At 61.6% G+C, this 16,923-nt stretch carries 21 protein-coding genes; 2 read left to right on the plus strand and 19 right to left on the minus strand.

The features are described from left to right. Positions 1 to 6: 6 nt before the first annotated feature. The 4 genes from FYB76_RS18385 to FYB76_RS18400 all read right to left on the minus strand — a co-directional run bounded on the left by FYB76_RS18385 (position 7) and on the right by FYB76_RS18400 (position 7,995). Positions 7 to 369, minus strand: coding sequence for a hypothetical protein (locus tag FYB76_RS18385; RefSeq protein ID WP_154134569.1), 363 nt, complete (start codon positions 367 to 369; stop codon positions 7 to 9). A 3-nt stretch (positions 370 to 372) separates the two neighbouring features. Further along, positions 373 to 1,932, minus strand: coding sequence for a sensor domain-containing diguanylate cyclase (locus tag FYB76_RS18390; protein ID WP_088756695.1), 1,560 nt, complete (start codon positions 1,930 to 1,932; stop codon positions 373 to 375). A 207-nt stretch (positions 1,933 to 2,139) separates the two neighbouring features. Continuing rightward, positions 2,140 to 6,165: a translocation/assembly module TamB domain-containing protein gene (locus FYB76_RS18395; protein ID WP_154134570.1), complete on the minus strand. Its 4,026-nt coding sequence runs from the start codon at positions 6,163 to 6,165 to the stop codon at positions 2,140 to 2,142. Positions 6,166 to 6,219: 54 nt separating this feature from the next. Then, on the minus strand, positions 6,220 to 7,995 hold the full coding sequence (locus FYB76_RS18400; protein ID WP_154134571.1) for an autotransporter assembly complex family protein: 1,776 nt from the start codon (positions 7,993 to 7,995) through the stop codon (positions 6,220 to 6,222). A gap of 322 nt (positions 7,996 to 8,317) precedes the next feature. Between FYB76_RS18400 and FYB76_RS18405 the strand changes: the two genes are divergently transcribed. Both FYB76_RS18405 and FYB76_RS18410 read left to right on the plus strand, forming a co-directional pair. Beyond that, positions 8,318 to 9,127, plus strand: a complete 810-nt coding sequence (locus tag FYB76_RS18405) for a ferredoxin--NADP reductase (RefSeq protein WP_370516376.1) — start codon at positions 8,318 to 8,320, stop codon at positions 9,125 to 9,127. A gap of 374 nt (positions 9,128 to 9,501) precedes the next feature. Beyond that, a complete protein-coding gene (locus tag FYB76_RS18410; RefSeq protein WP_145607476.1) occupies positions 9,502 to 10,167 on the plus strand; it encodes a response regulator transcription factor in 666 nt (221 codons plus the stop codon). A 268-nt stretch (positions 10,168 to 10,435) separates the two neighbouring features. On the opposite strand, the gene FYB76_RS18415 is transcribed toward FYB76_RS18410, so the two are convergent. The 15 genes from FYB76_RS18415 to FYB76_RS18485 are packed head-to-tail and all read right to left on the minus strand — an operon-like array spanning position 10,436 to position 16,735. Continuing rightward, on the minus strand, positions 10,436 to 11,548 hold the full coding sequence (locus tag FYB76_RS18415) for a hypothetical protein (protein ID WP_154134572.1): 1,113 nt from the start codon (positions 11,546 to 11,548) through the stop codon (positions 10,436 to 10,438). After that, a complete protein-coding gene (locus FYB76_RS18420) occupies positions 11,545 to 11,853 on the minus strand; it encodes a DUF4224 domain-containing protein (protein ID WP_154134573.1) in 309 nt (102 codons plus the stop codon). Before FYB76_RS18420 ends, FYB76_RS18415 begins: the two co-directional genes overlap by 4 nt. Further along, entirely contained in the window at positions 11,850 to 12,050 is a 201-nt protein-coding gene (locus tag FYB76_RS18425; RefSeq protein WP_154134574.1) for a hypothetical protein, read from the minus strand. The genes FYB76_RS18420 and FYB76_RS18425 overlap by 4 nt, the downstream gene beginning before the upstream one ends. Next, positions 12,047 to 12,721 (minus strand): hypothetical protein, encoded by a 675-nt coding sequence (locus FYB76_RS18430; RefSeq protein WP_370516379.1) that lies wholly within the window; start codon positions 12,719 to 12,721, stop codon positions 12,047 to 12,049. The genes FYB76_RS18425 and FYB76_RS18430 overlap by 4 nt, the downstream gene beginning before the upstream one ends. Before the next feature lie 8 nt (positions 12,722 to 12,729). Beyond that, on the minus strand, positions 12,730 to 13,134 hold the full coding sequence (locus FYB76_RS18435) for a DUF3310 domain-containing protein (RefSeq protein ID WP_370516377.1): 405 nt from the start codon (positions 13,132 to 13,134) through the stop codon (positions 12,730 to 12,732). A 2-nt stretch (positions 13,135 to 13,136) separates the two neighbouring features. Next, positions 13,137 to 13,505 carry a hypothetical protein gene (locus FYB76_RS18440; protein WP_154134577.1) on the minus strand — a complete coding sequence of 123 codons (369 nt, stop codon included), beginning with the start codon at positions 13,503 to 13,505 and terminating at the stop codon, positions 13,137 to 13,139. Between the two features lie 19 nt (positions 13,506 to 13,524). Continuing rightward, on the minus strand, positions 13,525 to 13,770 hold the full coding sequence (locus FYB76_RS18445) for a hypothetical protein (protein WP_154134578.1): 246 nt from the start codon (positions 13,768 to 13,770) through the stop codon (positions 13,525 to 13,527). Next, positions 13,767 to 14,087 carry a hypothetical protein gene (locus FYB76_RS18450; protein ID WP_154134579.1) on the minus strand — a complete coding sequence of 107 codons (321 nt, stop codon included), beginning with the start codon at positions 14,085 to 14,087 and terminating at the stop codon, positions 13,767 to 13,769. Before FYB76_RS18450 ends, FYB76_RS18445 begins: the two co-directional genes overlap by 4 nt. Next, on the minus strand, positions 14,084 to 14,605 hold the full coding sequence (locus FYB76_RS18455; protein WP_154134580.1) for a hypothetical protein: 522 nt from the start codon (positions 14,603 to 14,605) through the stop codon (positions 14,084 to 14,086). The genes FYB76_RS18450 and FYB76_RS18455 overlap by 4 nt, the downstream gene beginning before the upstream one ends. After that, entirely contained in the window at positions 14,602 to 14,832 is a 231-nt protein-coding gene (locus FYB76_RS18460; protein WP_154134581.1) for a hypothetical protein, read from the minus strand. Before FYB76_RS18460 ends, FYB76_RS18455 begins: the two co-directional genes overlap by 4 nt. Next, positions 14,829 to 15,368 (minus strand): hypothetical protein, encoded by a 540-nt coding sequence (locus FYB76_RS18465; RefSeq protein ID WP_154134582.1) that lies wholly within the window; start codon positions 15,366 to 15,368, stop codon positions 14,829 to 14,831. The genes FYB76_RS18460 and FYB76_RS18465 overlap by 4 nt, the downstream gene beginning before the upstream one ends. Then, positions 15,365 to 15,868 carry a hypothetical protein gene (locus FYB76_RS18470; protein ID WP_154134583.1) on the minus strand — a complete coding sequence of 168 codons (504 nt, stop codon included), beginning with the start codon at positions 15,866 to 15,868 and terminating at the stop codon, positions 15,365 to 15,367. Before FYB76_RS18470 ends, FYB76_RS18465 begins: the two co-directional genes overlap by 4 nt. Then, positions 15,865 to 16,380, minus strand: coding sequence for a hypothetical protein (locus FYB76_RS18475; protein ID WP_154134584.1), 516 nt, complete (start codon positions 16,378 to 16,380; stop codon positions 15,865 to 15,867). Before FYB76_RS18475 ends, FYB76_RS18470 begins: the two co-directional genes overlap by 4 nt. Then, positions 16,377 to 16,574: a hypothetical protein gene (locus FYB76_RS18480; protein ID WP_154134585.1), complete on the minus strand. Its 198-nt coding sequence runs from the start codon at positions 16,572 to 16,574 to the stop codon at positions 16,377 to 16,379. The genes FYB76_RS18475 and FYB76_RS18480 overlap by 4 nt, the downstream gene beginning before the upstream one ends. Further along, complete coding sequence (locus FYB76_RS18485; protein WP_154134586.1) at positions 16,571 to 16,735, minus strand: hypothetical protein; 165 nt, start codon at positions 16,733 to 16,735, stop codon at positions 16,571 to 16,573. The genes FYB76_RS18480 and FYB76_RS18485 overlap by 4 nt, the downstream gene beginning before the upstream one ends. Positions 16,736 to 16,923 lie beyond the last annotated feature (188 nt).

Below are 16,923 nucleotides of genomic sequence, written 5' to 3' on the forward strand. Positions count from 1 at the left end.
GAGCGTTCAGGGGCCGCTTGACGGGCTGTCTTCCTCGCTGAAGCCGGCCGACGAGATCTGGCCGCCCAGCAGTACGCTGGTCCATTTCCCTTGTGCCGAACTGGCCCCTTCCGGCAGCAGCATGTAGGACAGGCTCTTGAGCCCGCAATACTGTTCCAGGTAATCACGTGCATGCGCCATGCGGGCGCGCAGTTGCGGGATGCTGCCCTCTTGGCCTGGCGCCAGTGGCAGGAATTCGAAGACCACTTCGGGATGCAGGAATTCGGTCAGGTGCTGGATGACCTGTTCGGCATCGGAGGCCTCGGTGCTGAATTCATGGTGGGCTGGCGTTTCTTCGTCGCGCAGCTGGTAGCGGATCAGGCAGCGCATCGTTCACCTCAGGCCAGGATAGTCGGGGATCACGGACAAGCGCGGATAGTCGTGCTGGATGGCGCGGTCGCGCCCTTGCTCCTTGGCGCGATAGAGGGCCGCATCGGCGGTATCGATCAGTTCGCGGGCATCGACCTGGGCACCCTTGCCGCTGGCCAGGCTGGCCGCGCCCACGCTGATGGTGACGTGGCCTACCGAACTGCCTTCGTGCGGGATATCGAGCGCACGCACCGCCTGCACCAGGCGGTTGGAGATCGCATTGGCACTGGCGGCGTTGCAGTTGGGCAGGATCAGCGCGAATTCCTCGCCGCCGTAGCGCGCCACGATGTCGCCCTGGCGGCGCGCCACGCTGTTGAGGGCGGCTGCCACCTGCCTGAGGCAGATGTCGCCGGCGGCGTGTCCGTAGGTATCGTTGTAGCGTTTGAAGTGGTCCACATCGACCATGATCAGCGAGAGCGATTCCCCGGAACGGTTCAGGCGCGCCAGCTCGGCCGTCAGGGCGGCGTCGAAGTAGCGGCGGTTGAAGACGTCGGTCAGGCCATCCTTCTGCGACTGCGCCTCCAGGGTGCGATAGAGCCGCTCCAGTTCGGTACGGGCCGTGATGGCTTCCAGTTCGGCATTTTCACGCCCGGCCACTTGTGCCACCAGGCGGTTGCCGCCAAAACCGATGATGACCAGCAGCAGCAGCACCGCCACGCCACGGATCCAGACGCGCCGCGTCCAGTCTTCCAGCACGTCGTCCTTGGCCAGGGCTACCGCCACGAAGAGGGGATAGAGGCTGCAGCGCTGGAAGCTGGTCAGGCGCACGATGTCGTCGCGCGGGGAGCGCATCTCGAAGCTGCCCTGATCCGCTTTGCTCACGTATTGCGTCAGCAGCACCGACTTGGACAGATCCCGCCCGATGGAATCGCTCAGCAGCGGCTGGCGATAGATCACGCTGCCTTCGGTGAGCCCGAAGAGGATCGCACCGTCCCGGCCGATGGCGAACTGTTCGTAATAGCGCTGGAAGTGCGCCAGGTCCACGTCGGCCACGACCACCCCGGCGAAGCTGCCGTCAGCATGGTTGACGCGCCGGCTCATGGTCACGATCCACTGGCCGGTGGTGCGGCTGCGCATGGGCTTGCCGATGTAGGCCTGGTCGGTGCGCACGCGCTGGTGATGCAGGAAGTAGTCATCCTGGATGTAGCGATGTTCCAGCGTGGACTGCGAGGAGCCGATGGCCAGGCCCTCTTCGTCGAAGACCGTCAGGCTGGCCAGCTGCGGCACGGCCGCAACAGAGGCCACCATGAAGTCGTGGGTACGCTGGCGCCCGGCTACGCCGGGGCCGTCATATTCCATGTGCTCCTGGATGCCCAGCAGCACCACGTCGATCTCCTTGAAGGACTGGTCGGCATGCTGGGTCAAGGCCAGGGCCATGTTGGAGGCGTTGCGGATGGCCTCGTCGCCGGCGACCTCATAGGCCCGCCAGGCCGACCAGGCCTCCAGCACCACGATGATGAGACAGACCACGACCACGAACAGCTTGGCTGTCCTGGATGCACGCTGAATTCTTTGTCCTGGCATGTTGTCGCTTTCCCCCGGAAACGGCTTCGCCCCCCGGCGCCTTTGTTGCCCTGTTGCATTGTTGTGTCAGCTCTTGGGCGCGTCTATCAGGGATGTCCTGAACTTGTGTGGAGATTAACAGATTCCCCCCTCGCAAGGGCAAGCCCGAGCCCGGTCTATCACTAGTGCCGGGGTCGTTGCCTGCCGGTATCGCGCGTCCTTTTCGTTTCAGTCGTAACGGCGGCTGAACAGGATGTTGAGGCCATTGATGGTCCCCGCCCGCGCCACCACCGACCAGCGCCGCGAGATCTGCCAGGTGGCCTTGGCCACGCTGGCGGCACCTTGCAGGCTTTGTTCATAGCCCAGCGTGATCTTCTCGGTGATCGCCTTGCCCAGGTTGACCACCTGTTCATCGGTGAGCCCCGATTCGCTGGAGCCGATGCTGAACTGGTCCAGCCCGAAATCCTTGGCGATGCGCTTGCCGCCCATGTTGCCTACCAGCGCCAGGGCCTGGCTGCTGGCAGAGCGCTGGCCGATGCTGGAATTGTCGGTGCCGTGGCCGAACATCATCCAGGACAGCTTTTCGTCATCCGGCACATTGGGTTCGGACACCAGTTGCACGCGTGGCTGGTTGGCGTTCCCAGTCACCGATACCCCGGCTTCGACATCCTGGTTGCGCCGCATGGCCAGGATGTTGATGTTGGGATTGGCAATCGGCCCCTGGAAGTTGATGATGCCGCGCTCGATATTGAGCTTTGTGCCAAAAGCTTCATAGCTGCCTTCGGCGACGTTGATGGTGCCGGTTGCGCGCAGCGGGGAGAGCGGTTCGCTGCGAACGTTCATATCGCCGCGCAAAAGCAGGTCAGCGCCACTGCCACGGAAGCGGAAGTCATTGCCCAGATCGAGTGCCAGGTTGATGACCGGGGCGAACTTGCTGGCCGGCTTTTCGGTGGCCGCTTCCAGTTTCTGTTGCGAGGAGGCTGCCGCGCCCACACGGTTCTTGCCGCTGCGGCTGACGATGACCACGTCATCGCCCAGCTTGGGCGCGCTGCTCTTGGGCAGGTCGAAGAGGGCCCGATCCACGGTGAACTTGCCATCCACGCGCAACTGCTCGTTGACGTTGCTGATCTTGCCTTCCCCGGAGAGCATCAGCTGGCGGTCGGGGCTGGCGAACAGTTCCAGGTGGTCGGCGGTGAGGGTGGCGTTGAGGTCGGGATTGTCGTTGCCCAGCTGGATCTTGCCACCGGCGCGCAGGGTGCCGCGTCCGCCGTGGAATTCGATCTGGCGCAGATCGATCACGTTGCTGTCCATGACGATGCGCACGACGCCTTCCTTCAACTGGATGCCCTGGTCGAATTCGGTCACGGCCAGGTTGTCGCCATTGATGGCCCCGGAAAGACGCGGTTGCGCCAGCGTGCCAGCGGCGGTGAGCGTGGCGGCCAGCTTGCCGTTGAGGCTCACTTGCGGGCCGATCAGGTCGCCCACGCGCTTGAGTTCGGGCACATCGAGATTGGCCTTCAGGTTCAGCGGTGACTCGGCGGCCAGCGCCAGCAGCGCGTCTACCCGGCGCAGTCCGATGTCCCCGCCGAGCGCAAGCGTCCCGATGCGGGCGGCGTTGACGCGGCCGCTCACGTTCATCCGTTCGCCCTGGAACTGGCTGCGCAGCTGCAGTTCGGACAGGCCCAGCGCCGCTTCACCGACGCTGGTGGTCACCCGCACATCGCCCGACTTGCGCGCAATCTGCAGGAAGCCGCTGGCGGTTTCGGCCAGGCTGAAGTCCCAGTCGCTGTCGAGCACCAGGTCGGTCTTGACCGGTGGCGGCGTGCCGGTGAACTGCTGCACCAGTTCCAGCACCCGGCCTACGTCCAGCGCGCGCACCTGGCCGGCCGAAGCGAGGCGGCCCTGGCGATAGGACAGCCGTTTCAGGTCGAGGGCCATGCGGTCGATCTCGATGCGGGTGCTGCCGGCCTCGACGCCATCGGCCGACGCTTCCAGCGCAAGCGGGCTGGCCATGGTAATGCGCGGCAAGCCCTGGTTGCTGAGCTGGTCAAGGCTGCCGGCCCAGCCATAGTTGCCGCGGGTTTTTTCGGTGACCTTGCCACGGGCGGCCAGGTTCAGGTCCAGGACCTGGTCGGCGACCTTGCCCTTGGCTTGCAGGGCCAGCGTGTGGCTGGCATAGGTGCCATCGAGTTTGAGTCCCAGGCGTGCCAGTTCGGCTTGCGGGCCGCTGTAGCCATCGCCCTCCAGGGTCAGGGCCAGGCGGTTGTCCGGCGAGGCCACGCCAGCGGCCAGGTTGCTGTGCAACTCGCTCTGGCCGGACAGGTGATGCAGCTTGTGCGGGCCGAAGGCCAGTTGCTCGGCCTGAAAGCTGGCCAGCAGGTTGGGACGCTCACGCGTGCCGCTGAGGATGCCATCCACGCGCAACAGGCCCGCCAGTCCATAGCCCAGGCGCGCCAGTTGCGGCGCGTCGACCTTGAGCTTGAGCTTGTCGCGGGCGGCGCCGAAGCTGCCGTCCAGGTCCAGCGTATTGCCGGCGACCTGCACATTGGCGCGGCTGGGCAAGAGGCGCATGCCGGCCAGGTTGATGTCGCCCTGGCCGCTCATGGGCAGGGCATCGTAGGTGCTGTCGTGGATGCGGAAACCCAGCTTGAGTTTCAGTTCGGGCGAGAGTGCACCGGCCGCATTGAAATCCATGTTGATGCGCGCCGGGATGGGCTTGGAGACCGCTGCAGCAGCGCGCTTGCGGCCTTTGGCTGGCGTTGCCGGTGGCGGTGTCACGGCTTGCAGCACGGCGGTCGGATCGAAGTCCACCAGCCGCCCCTTGAGGGCGTACTCCATGGCATCCACGGTCTGCAGCGTGCCGGAGGTTTCCAGGCGCGACTTGCCGGCGGTCAGCGAGGCCTCCCGCAGCTGCACGCGGTCCTTTTCGATCACGCTGTCGAGGTGCAGCTTCAGGGTGCTGTCCTGCAGGCTCAGCAGGAGTTGCTGGGCGTCGGGAGCGAGCGTGACCTCCACCGGGCCCGAGAGCCGGGTCGGGCGTACCTGGTGGTGCAGCTGGTTCAGGTCGAGCTCGCTGACCTGCAGCTTGAATTGCCCGGACAGCGCTTCCTGCTTGCCGGGTTCGCTGCTGCCGGGCCGGAACTGGCCGCTGCCTTCGATACGCCCCTGCTGCGGCAGCCGGATGTCCAGCCGCGTCAGGGTTTGCTGCTGCAAGTCCATTGTCAGGTCGGCGCTGGCCGAGAGCAGCGGCAGGCGTTGCTGGTCGAGGCTGCCGGGACGGGCATTGGCGATCTCGATACGGCCGGCCACTTGCAACGGTGCGTCGGCGGCCAGGCCAGCCGGGGGCGCCAGGTCGGCCCGCAGGTTCAGGTCGGCGGCCGGTGCGGCGGCATTGAAGGCTTGCGGATTGATGTGTTGCAGGTCCACCTTGGCGCGCTTGAGCGGCACGCTGGCAAAGGGCGTGGCGACGACGTCGGCATGGCCCTTGAGCTTGTCGCCGCTGGCGGTGAGGGCGATGCCCAGTTCCTGCAGCGAGCCCGACAGCTGCGCAGCCAGCTGGTATTGCTCCTTGTCCTGGCCGTATTGGTAGGCGCCGGCCAACTCCAGCCCGCCGCCGATGGCGAAGGGCTGCTTGCCGTTCAGGTGCAGCAGGGCAGTGGCGTCGCCAAAAGGCGTGGTGAGGCTGTCGAGCACCAGCGTGTGCTGCACGCCGTCGGAGTTGCCGTGCAATTTCAGCTTGGAGAGTTCGGTGGTGGACGTGCCTTGGGTCAGGCTGAGGCTGGCCAGGCTGATCTCGCCGATGTCCAGCGCCAGCGGGATCTCCAGTGAGTCCGGCATGCTGCTCGGTTCGGACGGCGAGGGTTGCTGGTTCAGGCGCACCTTGCCCACGCGCAGGTAATCGAGACTGAAGCGGCGTTGCAGCAGCGCCAGATGCCAGCGCGCATCCACGCTGTCGATGTCGAGGATGCGCTTCTCACCCTGGTAGTGCAGGTCGCGCAAGCGCAGGCCATCGGCGATGGTACCGCCCAGCAGCTGGCCAGAGAGCTTGCCCTCCAGGGTCTTGACGGCAGTATTCCAGACCAGGCGTGCACCGCTCTCGGTCTGGGTGGCATACAGGGCGGCACCAGCGGCTGCCAGCACCAGCACGGCCACGGTACCACCGCTCCACGCGGCAATGCGGCGGCCACGGCTGGCGCGACGGCGCGGCGGCGGTGCGGAAGGGGCTTGCTGCGGATCGTGTTGCGGTTCGCTCATGCTGGGTGGTGATTCGAATTCAGTTCATGGTGAGGCGGCCGGGTCCGGGCTACGCTAGAAGGCGATGCCCAGCGAGATGTGCGGCCGGATCTGGCGCTTCTGGATGCCATAGGCCAGGTCCAGGTTGAGCGTGCCGACCGGACTGCGCCAGCGCGCGCCGGTACCGACGCCGTGATAGAAGGTCTTGTTGTTCCAGTTGTCGGCCGCCGCACCCATGTCGTAAAACACTGCCGCACCCCAGTTCTCACTGAACCAGCGCTGGTATTCGGAACTGCCCACGGCCAGGTACTTGGTCGGATAGACGGTGCCGTTCTGCTCATTGCCGATGCTCTGGTAGCTGTAGCCGCGAACCGAGTCATTGCCGCCGGTACGGAACAGCAGCGAGGGCGGCACCGCGCCCGCACGGCCTGCGGTGAAGACCCCGCCCAGTTCGGCGCGCAGCACCACGATGTCGCGCCGGCCGACCGGGACGAACTGCTTGAAGCGGCCATACAGCCGCGAGAAACTCTGGTCAGTCAGCAAGCCCTTGAGCGCGAAGCCGGCTTCCAGCGTCAGCAGGTTGCCTTTACGCGGGAAGATCGGATCATCGACATTGCGGCGCGACCACGCGAAGCCCGGCACCAGGGCACGGTGCTTGCCGGGGGTGACGATGGTGTTGGCGGGCAGGGTGCTGCCGTCTTCCTGGCTCAGTTCGTCGCGGTAGTAGGTGAGCGAGTAGGTGGTGTCGTAGTTCTCGCTGTTGCGCGCACGCTTGAAGCCGACCTGCTGGCTGCGCAGGTCGATGCCTTCGAGCTTGGTGCGGTCGTAGGAGCTGTTGATGCTGTTGACGAAGGCTTTGTCATCCGGCGGCATGGCCAGCGACAGCACGCCATATTGCCGCTTCTGTTCCAGCCGCAATTGGCTGTCGAAGACGTAGGCCTTGTTGAATACGTTGTAGTGCGAATAGCGGCCTTCGACCTGGGCGCCGGTATCGGTACTGTAGCCCACCCCGGCGCGGATGCGCTGGGCCGGGAATTCGGTGACCTGCACCTTCACCGGCGTTTGCTCCGGGTGCGCCGGATCGTCATCGATGGCCACGATGGCATTGGAAAAATACGGCGTATTCTGGATCTGCCGCTGCAGGGCCAGCAGGCGGTTGACATCATAGGGCTCACCCACGGCGAGCGGATTGACGTTGCGGATGATGCTTTCCGGATAGCGCCGCGTGCCGGTGATCTGCAATGCCCCCAATGTGAAAGCCGGGCCGCTGTCGTAGCGCACGGCCAGGTCGGCCTGGTGTTCGTCCGGATCGACGCGCGCCTCGGAGCTGGCGATGCGGGCGGCGGCGTATTTCTTTTGCTGCAGTTTCTCCAGGCCGGCGTTCTTTGCACGGTTCCAGTCTTCCTGGCGGAAGGCCTGGCCCACCGGCAGCGACCAATCCTCGCGAATGCGCGCCACCGTGGCCTGGTCGTCCTGCGCGGCCACGCCCGTGACGCTGATGTCGGCCTTGCTGATGTCGGTACGCGGGCCGGGGTCCACGCTGATGGTGATGCGGCGCACAGCCTGCTTGCCTTCGGCCGCGCCCTCCGTTTGTTCACTGACCTTGGTGAGCGGTGTGAAATAACCTTCCGTGGAGGTCAGTTCGCGCACTTGGTCGCCGGCGGTATCCATCATGAACTTGAGTTGTTCATCGCTGATGTCGTCGCGGTCCTGGTAGCGCGAGATATCCAGGAAATCCTTCAGCAGCGACTGCACCGGCTTGGGTGCGTCGATCTGTACCTTGTAGGCGGCATGGGCGGTGTCGGCGGCACAAAAGAAAAAGGCGATGGCCAGGCTGCGGGTCCAAGTCATTGATTCACTGCATCATCGGTTGTCGGTTGAGGCGGCCGGCCTGACGCGCCGCAGGGCAAGTCGGGTAGGATGAGGGCTGGCGGCGCACGCCACCCTGGCCTGACCCGCGCGCAGCGCGGATAGTTCCTGGCCGGGGCAGGTGGCGAGAGCTTCATTTCCAGGTCGTCCCGGATGTCATCTGCTGAGCGTAGTCCTCGCTGGCCGCATGCATCATTGCCTCATGGTGGGCCGGCTTGCGCTCCACCTTGTTCATTCCGCTATTGTAATGCCCCGGCACGACTTGCCGTATGGGCAATCTGGCAGCAAACCGAAGGAGAATTCAGTGAGTAGTACCGCGATGGTGAGTATTGATGCGTATTCCGGCAAGGCGACCTGCGAGCGCCTGCTGTGGGTACACCGATGGACCGACAAGCTGTTGAGCTTTCGCACCACGCGCCCTGCGGGCTATCGCTTCACGGCCGGCCAGTTCGCGCGCCTCGGGCTGGAGATCGATGGCGAGGTGGTCTCGCGTGCCTATTCGATCACCTCGGCCGAAGGGGACGATTACCTGGAGTACTACGCCATCATCGTCCCGGAAGGAAAATTCACATCCCGCCTGAGCCAGCTCCAGCCGGGCGATGCCGTCTGGGTGGAAAAACTGAGCTATGGCTTCATGACCGCCGATCGCTTCGTCGATGGGGAGCAAGTCTGGATGCTGGCCACCGGGACCGGGCTGGGACCCTACATTTCCATCCTGCAGCAGCCCGAGGTGTGGCAGCGCTTCACGGACCTGGTGGTGGTACATGGCGTGCGCCAGTGCGAGGAACTGGCCTACGCCGAGACCTTCTCCCACCTTCAGCAACACGCCCGGGAGCAGGGCTGGCCGGCGCGCCTGCATCTGCTGCGCTGCGTGACGCGGCAGGCCGACCTGCCCGTCGAACCCGGCTGGCTCGGGGGACGCATCACGACCTTGCTCAAGGATGGCCGCCTCGAACAGGCCTGCGGCCTCACCCTGAGTCCGGAGCACAGCCGCGTCATGGCCTGCGGCAATCCCGAGATGGTCACCGAGGTACGCGAGTTGCTGCGCGAACGCGGCATGACACCTCTGCGGCGCACCGGCGGTGGACAGTTCGTGACCGAGGATTATTGGTGAGGATGTGATGGGGGCCAAGCGGAGTGCGCGCTTGCGAAATTCGCGGGAACTTCACAAGATATCGAGTCGGGGTGCAAATTATTTTTAGATATCGCCACTAAATGCCGTGGATCGAATTTCTTCTATTGACACCTCGAATTAATTCGATTTTTTGCAGGAAAAACGCAGTTTTCTTTCTATTTTCTCCAGATTTTCTCTATCTCCTAGGGGTGGAAGTTTTTGCGATGCCGTTGCGGCATTGCCCGAGGCAGGGAGACGACATCGATGCATTCAAATCGAGGGCCGCAAGTCGAGGCAAACCAGGGGAGGATGAGTGCGGGCAATGCCATCGCGCAATCGCCACCTGTCAGTCAATTGAACCATTTGGGGGTAGCATGAATTTGAAGAAAGTCCTGCACGTTGCCATAGCCGATGATCACCCCATCGTGCTGGGAGCGCTTCGGGGTGAGCTGGCGCGCCTGCCGGAAATCCGCATCGACCTGGAGGTCGAGAATGGCGATGCGTTGATCAGTGCCTTGAAGCGCTCGCCCTGCGAAATCGTCATCACCGATTTCGCCATGCCAGCCGATGACAGCGATGAATCGGATGGCTTTGCGCTGGTCAAGCGGCTCAAGACCGAGCATCCGTCGACCAAGGTGATCGTCTACACCGCCATGAACAATGGCGCCGTGATCCGGCGCTTGTATCGCATGGGCGTGTTCGCCGTGATCAACAAGCGTGAAAAGACCGACGAACTGATCAACGCCTGCCTGGCGACCCAAAGCAGCAAGCAGCTGTATTTCCCGGTCTCGCTGCGTGGCGAGCTGGAGATGAGCTGGGCCCAGGGTGAAGGTTTCGGACTGGTGCGCGAGCTGACCCAGAGCGAACTGGAAGTGGTGCGCCTGTTCGTGGAAGGGCAGTCTTTGGGCGAAATCTGCGTGCGCCTCTCGCGTACGCCCAGCACCATCAGCACCCACAAGAACAACGCCATGCGCAAGCTGGGCCTGAGTACGGATGCGGAACTGATCAAGTATGCGTATTCGACGGGGATGATCAACTGAGGCTAGCCGCCTCCCGGCACCGCACGGGTGCCGGCGTGGCAGCAGCCGGACGCAAAGGCGGCGCGCCAAAACAAAAAGCCCGGTCACCAGGACCGGGCTTTTTGCATGAATCTTTGGGGTGGCTGATGGGACTCGAACCCACGACGACAGGAATCACAATCCTGTTGTTGAACATAAGAAAATCAACAACTTGGCCGATATTGCGGGAACATACGCATTCGGCAAAACCGCATACTGCCGCGCTTGTTTACGGCATGTTCCCGGAAAATCAGCCCTTAATCGGCGTGGCCTTGGATCGCTTCACGGTGCGCCGATCGTAGACCTTCGCTACCATTCTGCCGTCGGCGTGTCCGCTGGCCTGACCGGTGCGCGTGGTCTCATCGTTGGAGTCCAGGCGGTCTGTGATCGACGTAGGCCGCATGTTGGCCAGCGTGAACCGCTCGAACGTCTTGCCTTCCTCCTTGGCCAGTTCCTCGCAGTAGACCATCAGGCGTGTCCAGATCGTGTTCCAGCCGCTGCGGGTGTATGGCTGGCCTTCGGCATTGCCGAAAAGGTAGATGCTTGCGGTGCGCTGCAGCGTCTTGGCCTCATCAATCACTGCGCGCAACTCCGGAGACCACTCGATCAGCTTGTGTTTCTGGGCCTGGCCTGCCTTGCGTTTGCCCACGGCGATGCGCAGCCCTTCCGGCGACTCGCTCTGCCGCGTCAGCATGCGCATCTCGGTAGGCCGGCTGACGGTCAGGTAGGCGGCCATGACGCACAGCGCGCAGACCAGATAACTACCGCCCCGGCGACGAGCCTCTGCTATAGCAAACTCCACGTGAGACCACTCCACGAACTTGGTGCTGGGCCGAGTCTTGTTGTAGCGGATGTCGCGGCATGGGTTCACTTCCAGCTGGCCCAGGCGGCGCCCATATTCCAGAATCGCCGACAGCAGGGCGATTTCCTTGTTGGCCTTGGCCGGTGCCCCCTGCGCGGCGCGCGCGGCCAGGTAGCCATAGACATCCTTGGGGCGGATGTCCTGCGGCGCCATCAAGCCGAACACCTTCTCCAGGTTCTTCTTCTCGCGCTTGTTCTCGATCAGCGTTCCTTCGGCCTTCCGGTCCTCGCTATCGCGCGGCATCTTGTCCTGCCAGCGGAAATAGGCGGTGATGAGCGCGCCAACGGTGCCGGGCGCAGCCGCATGCCCATTCAGGATTTCGGCTCGGCCAATGGCATCCTTGCGCACGGCGGCCACCTCAGCGGCATTGTTGGCGCGCGCGGTGAGGCTGAACGCCAGCTTGCCGCCTGGCAGCTTGTAGAAGTAGCGGACCTTGAACTTTCCCTTGGTCACATACAGGCGGAACGGCAGGCCGTCCGGAGTCTTGCGGCGGCCGATCATGCCAGCAGCGCCGCGAAGTTCGGCTCGACGCGTTGCTCGGCCTGCGCCACATCCACAGAAGCGCCAGCCAGGCGCGCATCGTGATAGGCACGCGATACCAATGGAAAACCAACGCGGTTGCATTCGTATGGCCAATTATTACGATCCAGCCAGCGGCGCATGCATGCTTTGCTACCTGGCAGACATCCTACAAGTGCAGCCACCTCATGCGCGTCCAAGTAATTACTTTTCATCATCATCTCCCGGCCACCGCTTCCTCTCCCTTGCGCTCCTGCGGTCGTCTCGTCGGGGGGGCGGCGGGTCATGATTGCTCCCTGATGTAGTCGGCGACCGCTTCAGCGGCATTGAGGCCACGCTCGGCGGCTTGCAGGCCGATTGTCACCAGTTCTGGCGAGTAGCCCATCAGGCCATGCTTGTCTTCAATCCGAAGCATGTCTTGCAAAGCCTTCTGGTCTTCGTTGCAATAGATCAGGGCGCGTTTCCAGTCTGCAAAGTCACTCATGCGATCCTCCTGAATTCCACCACCCACACCCATGGATTGGCCTGCCAGCTGTCGGGGCCATTTATGGATTCCCACATGGCCTGCCAGGCGCTGCGGATGCTGGAGAACTTGTTTCCGTTTTTTTGTACCTCGGCCGCCCAGACGCGGGTGCCTTCGTCTTCAGCGTCGAAATCGCTTATGTCCTGCAGGCGCTCTACGCGCACACCAGTGATTTCCAGCAGGATGCGAGAGGCCGCACGCGGCATGTGGATAGATGGATGCCAGAGGGATCGCGGCTCACCTCCACCATCATCATCGCCAGCCCATTCATGCGATCCGTCTGCCGCATAGATCACATGACCGCTGTAGTAGCCTCTACCAAACGGCAATTCATGGATCTTTGTGGCTGGTCGATCAGGTGTCCAGTCGATCATAGCGCCGTCATCGTCCCAGGTGTGGCTGACAACGCCCCAAGTCTCGCGGACCCACAAGCGATCACCAGGACGGCCATATGGGCAGGCGCGCTCAATGACATGCTGCGGTTCGCGTTCCAGCACCAGTGCGCCCGGCGTGTAGACATTGCCCAGATCGGGGTGACGCACATCCTTTGCGATGCGCCTGGTCTGCGTCTTGTCGCCCGATAGGATGGCACGGACCATCGGCGCGGAAAACAAAATCGGGCGCTCTTTCACTGCTGTGCTCATTCTTCCTTCTCCTTGACTATGCGGTAGGCGATGATGTCGTCAGTATCGCCAGAATGTTTCCAGCGATATATGCAGGCTTCGTAACTTTCGCCTTCAGGAGTTTCATAGCCATCACGACCGCGGATGCGGACCTTGGCTGCAGGGAAAATGGGACACGCGCCGCCGTTCCATTGAATCCAGCCGTCAGCGTCAGGCGCGGTTGCCTCGCGCCGCTTGATCTCATCGTCCAGATACCAGCGGGCCTTCTTCAGGTCTTCCAGCGCTGCGCCTTTTCCGTCAGCGCGCCACAGGTACTTGATGACGTTGCCCAGGTTGAAGGACATGTGGCGCGTGATCTGAATGCACTCCACGCCGGACGGGTGTGATGTGTAGTGCTTCGGATTGTTGACGTTGTCAGACACGTTCATCCCTCCTTATTCGCCGGTGCTGCGGCATATCCAGGCATTTCCTGAAAATGAGTTACCCGATAGCCGTATTCTTCGATTGAATGATGGACATCTTGGTAAAACCAATGCTCATCACCATCAAGTGAATAGCCAATTGTGATAGATGGAAGCGTTCCATCCCCGCAATCTTTTTGCAGCAAATACCGTTTTCCATGTTCGCGTTTGCACTGCTCAATCGGCAACCATCCAGGCACCACAACGTTCCCCTCTGGGATGGCGCGGGAGAGGATCGTGCGGGCAAATTCGATCAGCTTCGAATCCATCGGATGGATATCCGGATAGAAGAAGTTTTCCGGGAGCAAAGCTAGAATCTCTTGGTCGGTCATGATGGTGTCCTTATGGTTTTCAATCACCGCGAATGCTTTTGGCAAACATAGGATTTTGCGGCTTGGCGTTTCCAGCCTCAATCTTGTCTCTCAGCTGTTGCGCAGCTTCTGCCAAACGGTTGTATGCCTCAATAGTGCCAAGTTGCGTTTCAAGCGAATTGATTGCGCCAAGCAAACCGTAATCGCATGGGCGCATGATTCGTTTGGGCTGTTCAATTTCCATACGCCCAGCTACATTCGGCCATGGCTTTACGTTGTCATTCATTTCAACTCCGGATTCTTTTCCATGTCAGAAAGTAATCTACTTCTAGACAATCCGAAATTACATTCCGGCATGTCGTCCAGCATCGCGTCCATTTCATCCCAGCCCATCCACGCGCAGACTGCGCCTAGGTGTTCCACCGCTTTCCACCCTTCATCTACGTTACTTCCCATCCACCGTCTTAATTTCACGTATCGAATACTGTTTTGCTTTGTTGATTCCAGCTCATTGAGCAGCGCAATATCCACCTTTGCAGCTTCGCCACAAGCTCCTTCTTTGCGCCAATGCTCTGCTCGTTGTATGGCGGTGGTGGGGGTCATGGCGCGCCTCCTTCTTCCGCCTTGGGGTTCAAAATTGAGACTTCTTCCGGCTGAACCTTCTTCCATGGCAGCGCATAGGGGCGCTTCTGGGTGTCGCAGCCGGGCCAGGTTTCGTAAGAGCAGCCAGTCTGCAGGGGCGGCTCGTAGCCGCATGCGCGCGCAGCTCTGGTGAGTTCGCCGGCCATGTTCATGGCTTCGTGGATCACGGCTTTAACATCGCCATCAGGCCGTAGCTCCTCGGATTGCGTGAAGGCCTTCATGAGGCGGTTGATGATTGCGAAGCCTTGATCAAATACAGCTTTACGGAAGATTGCCCGCAATTCGTCAGGTGCTGACTGCACTTCCTCTGCTGGCTTGGCGCGACGGTTCCAATCCAAGACCATTGACGGCGATCCTCCAAAGTCGTATTCCCATGCTTCAAAAAAGCAGCTATTTACCGAGTGTTGAAAGTAGCCGTCCGAGATTTCTTTCAGATGCTCCCCGCAAAAAGGGCATGGCTCAAGCTTGATCGCGCTCACGATTTCCCTCCTTCTTCTGCTGGCTGGCCGAGTGCGGCGCGAAACTCGTCCAGTTGCTTGTTGCGCGCCAGCAGGCACAGTTCGTCAATCTGATCAATGGAGTAGCCCAGCATGAGCAGGGAAATTTCAAGGGCTGCACGATAGCCAAACCGGTGCCCGGCCAGCTTGCAGCACTCCTTTGCGCCCTCGATGGTTGCTAACTCGGCGCGTGTCTGTCCGGAATTCATTGCGCACCACCCTCCCGCTCATCCGCCACCGGCTGCGCCACCGCTGGCGAGCCAATAAGGGCGCGAAACAATTTCTCAATGCGCGACATTTCTTCGTTATAGTCATCTTCGCTAACATGCTCACTTTCCCACAGCTTTACGATATCGCGGGCTGCTTGCACGATTTCCGGCAACGCATCTTCAGGCACCGGCCCTGCTGGTAGCGCGAGCTGGGAGGCGAGTACAGCGCGCCCGAAGGCTATGGCGCCTGCATCGCTCAGATTTCCGAGAGATACATTTTTCGGCTCTGCGCCCAGCTTTGTGCGAATCGCAAGGAAATGTTCATCCGGCAGCGCCTGCCCTTGCGGCGCCAGTGCGCGCTCTGCTAGGGCGAGCAAGGAGAGGATGGTGGCGCCATCGATGGAAGCCCGCAGCTTTTCTTGCGCACGCTCCAGAATTGCACGCAACCCTTCCTTGTCGCCACAATAAACGCCAGTTGGATCGGCAGCCTTGGCCAGCCGCTTCAATTCCTCAATCTTGTCTCGTGTCATGGTCATTGTTGGCTCTCTTTCTTGATCTTGCTTTCCACCCAGGCACGCATGTATTTCCATCGTTGGGCGGCAGCATCCTTCTTTGGCATACGGATGGTCATGCTGTGCTTGCCATATTCAGGCCAGTATGGGCGCACCGGCCCGAAAATCGGCACCTCGACAAATTCCCAGTCGTCAAATCCCTCGTCGTTCTCGTAGACGATTTCCTGCGCCATGCACGGCGCGATGCCGAACGCAGCGGCAACCTGGTCGAAATTGTCAGGGTCCAATCGCTCCAGATTGATGCCGCGCGCCGCGCCTAGTACGCCAAGAGTGCAAAACTCACCATCCGCTTGCAGCTCGTGCGCGATCAGGCGCTTGTCGGGCATGGCATCCAGGCTGGCGGCCAGTTCGCGTAGCATGGTCTGGCCGCGCTTGCCGCGCAGGGCACTCGCTACTCGGCCACGCCACCGGCCTAGTTCCAGCGGGTCGTCTCCGTCGTCTTCCACGTATCCGCTGCGACTCATTTATTCTCTCCCTTCCCAATTACCTCCAGGGAGGACGCGCGCACGTAACGCACATCGCTTTCACCTTGAGGAATACGGCACCAGGTCACATCCTCATATTCGCTGTAGTGGCCCAGCGGTTCATCGCCAGCTTGCAGCCAGATTTCAGCGGGCCATGTTGCAAGGATCGGATCATCCTTGCCTGCTTCTGAGGGAGTGGGGGATAGGGCGCGGATAGCAGCGTTGTGCGCTTTAACGAATAAATACACCTCCCGACCCAATCCGGTAGCGATCTCATTGCCGTTTTCGTCCACTGCCCTGATAACACCATCCACGCGATCAACCTTCCACAGCGGGAGTTCCAGCCCTGCTGCGCGCCCTTGGGTGAAAGTGCCGGCAGCATTCAGCGCGGCGCAGATCAGCGCAACCGCATTGTCTTCGGTGCTGTCGTGGCTAAATGCTTCCAGTGCCTCATGTACCTCCGGTATGTCGCAGATGCGCTGCGCTTCAGGCCAGGCGATGTGGGTGCTCATTTCTTTTCCTTCGCAACGAGTGCCTTCTTGTCGATGCAGATCATGTCGCCATTGGACTTCACCATGGCGCCGCCGTTTTGCTCGCACGCTTTGATTTCGGGGCGGCTAAATGCGATGTAGATCACGAGGAAAATCAAGCCGACAATGACGCCACCAAAAAGGAATCCATCGCCCACATCATCCGAGTCAATCATTTCTTCACCTCATTGATTTGAATAGCCGCCACCTTGGCGGCCAGGTCCTGCGGCAGTCCCAGCGCAAGCACGCGCTCGCGCATGATGTCCGCACCTTGCTGCAGACCGAGCTTCACGCCTTCGCGGTTCGCCTGCAGGATCTTTTGCACTTCTGTTGCCATGGGGGCTCCTATGAATTCGTGCTGGCCTTTTACGTCGCCAGCGCGGACGGCACGTGGATTACACACTCGGCATGCCCGAGGACTGTTCGTGGACATTTAATGGGTCCGTCTTGAACAGAAAAGTCATCCAGACCCAGAAAGAGCACTCATGGAATGCGCTTTCTGGGTGATCGACTATTACCGGCGGT

The sequence above is a fragment of the Herbaspirillum sp. CAH-3 genome (genome assembly GCF_009668275.1).
Taxonomy (GTDB): domain Bacteria; phylum Pseudomonadota; class Gammaproteobacteria; order Burkholderiales; family Burkholderiaceae_D; genus Herbaspirillum; species Herbaspirillum aquaticum.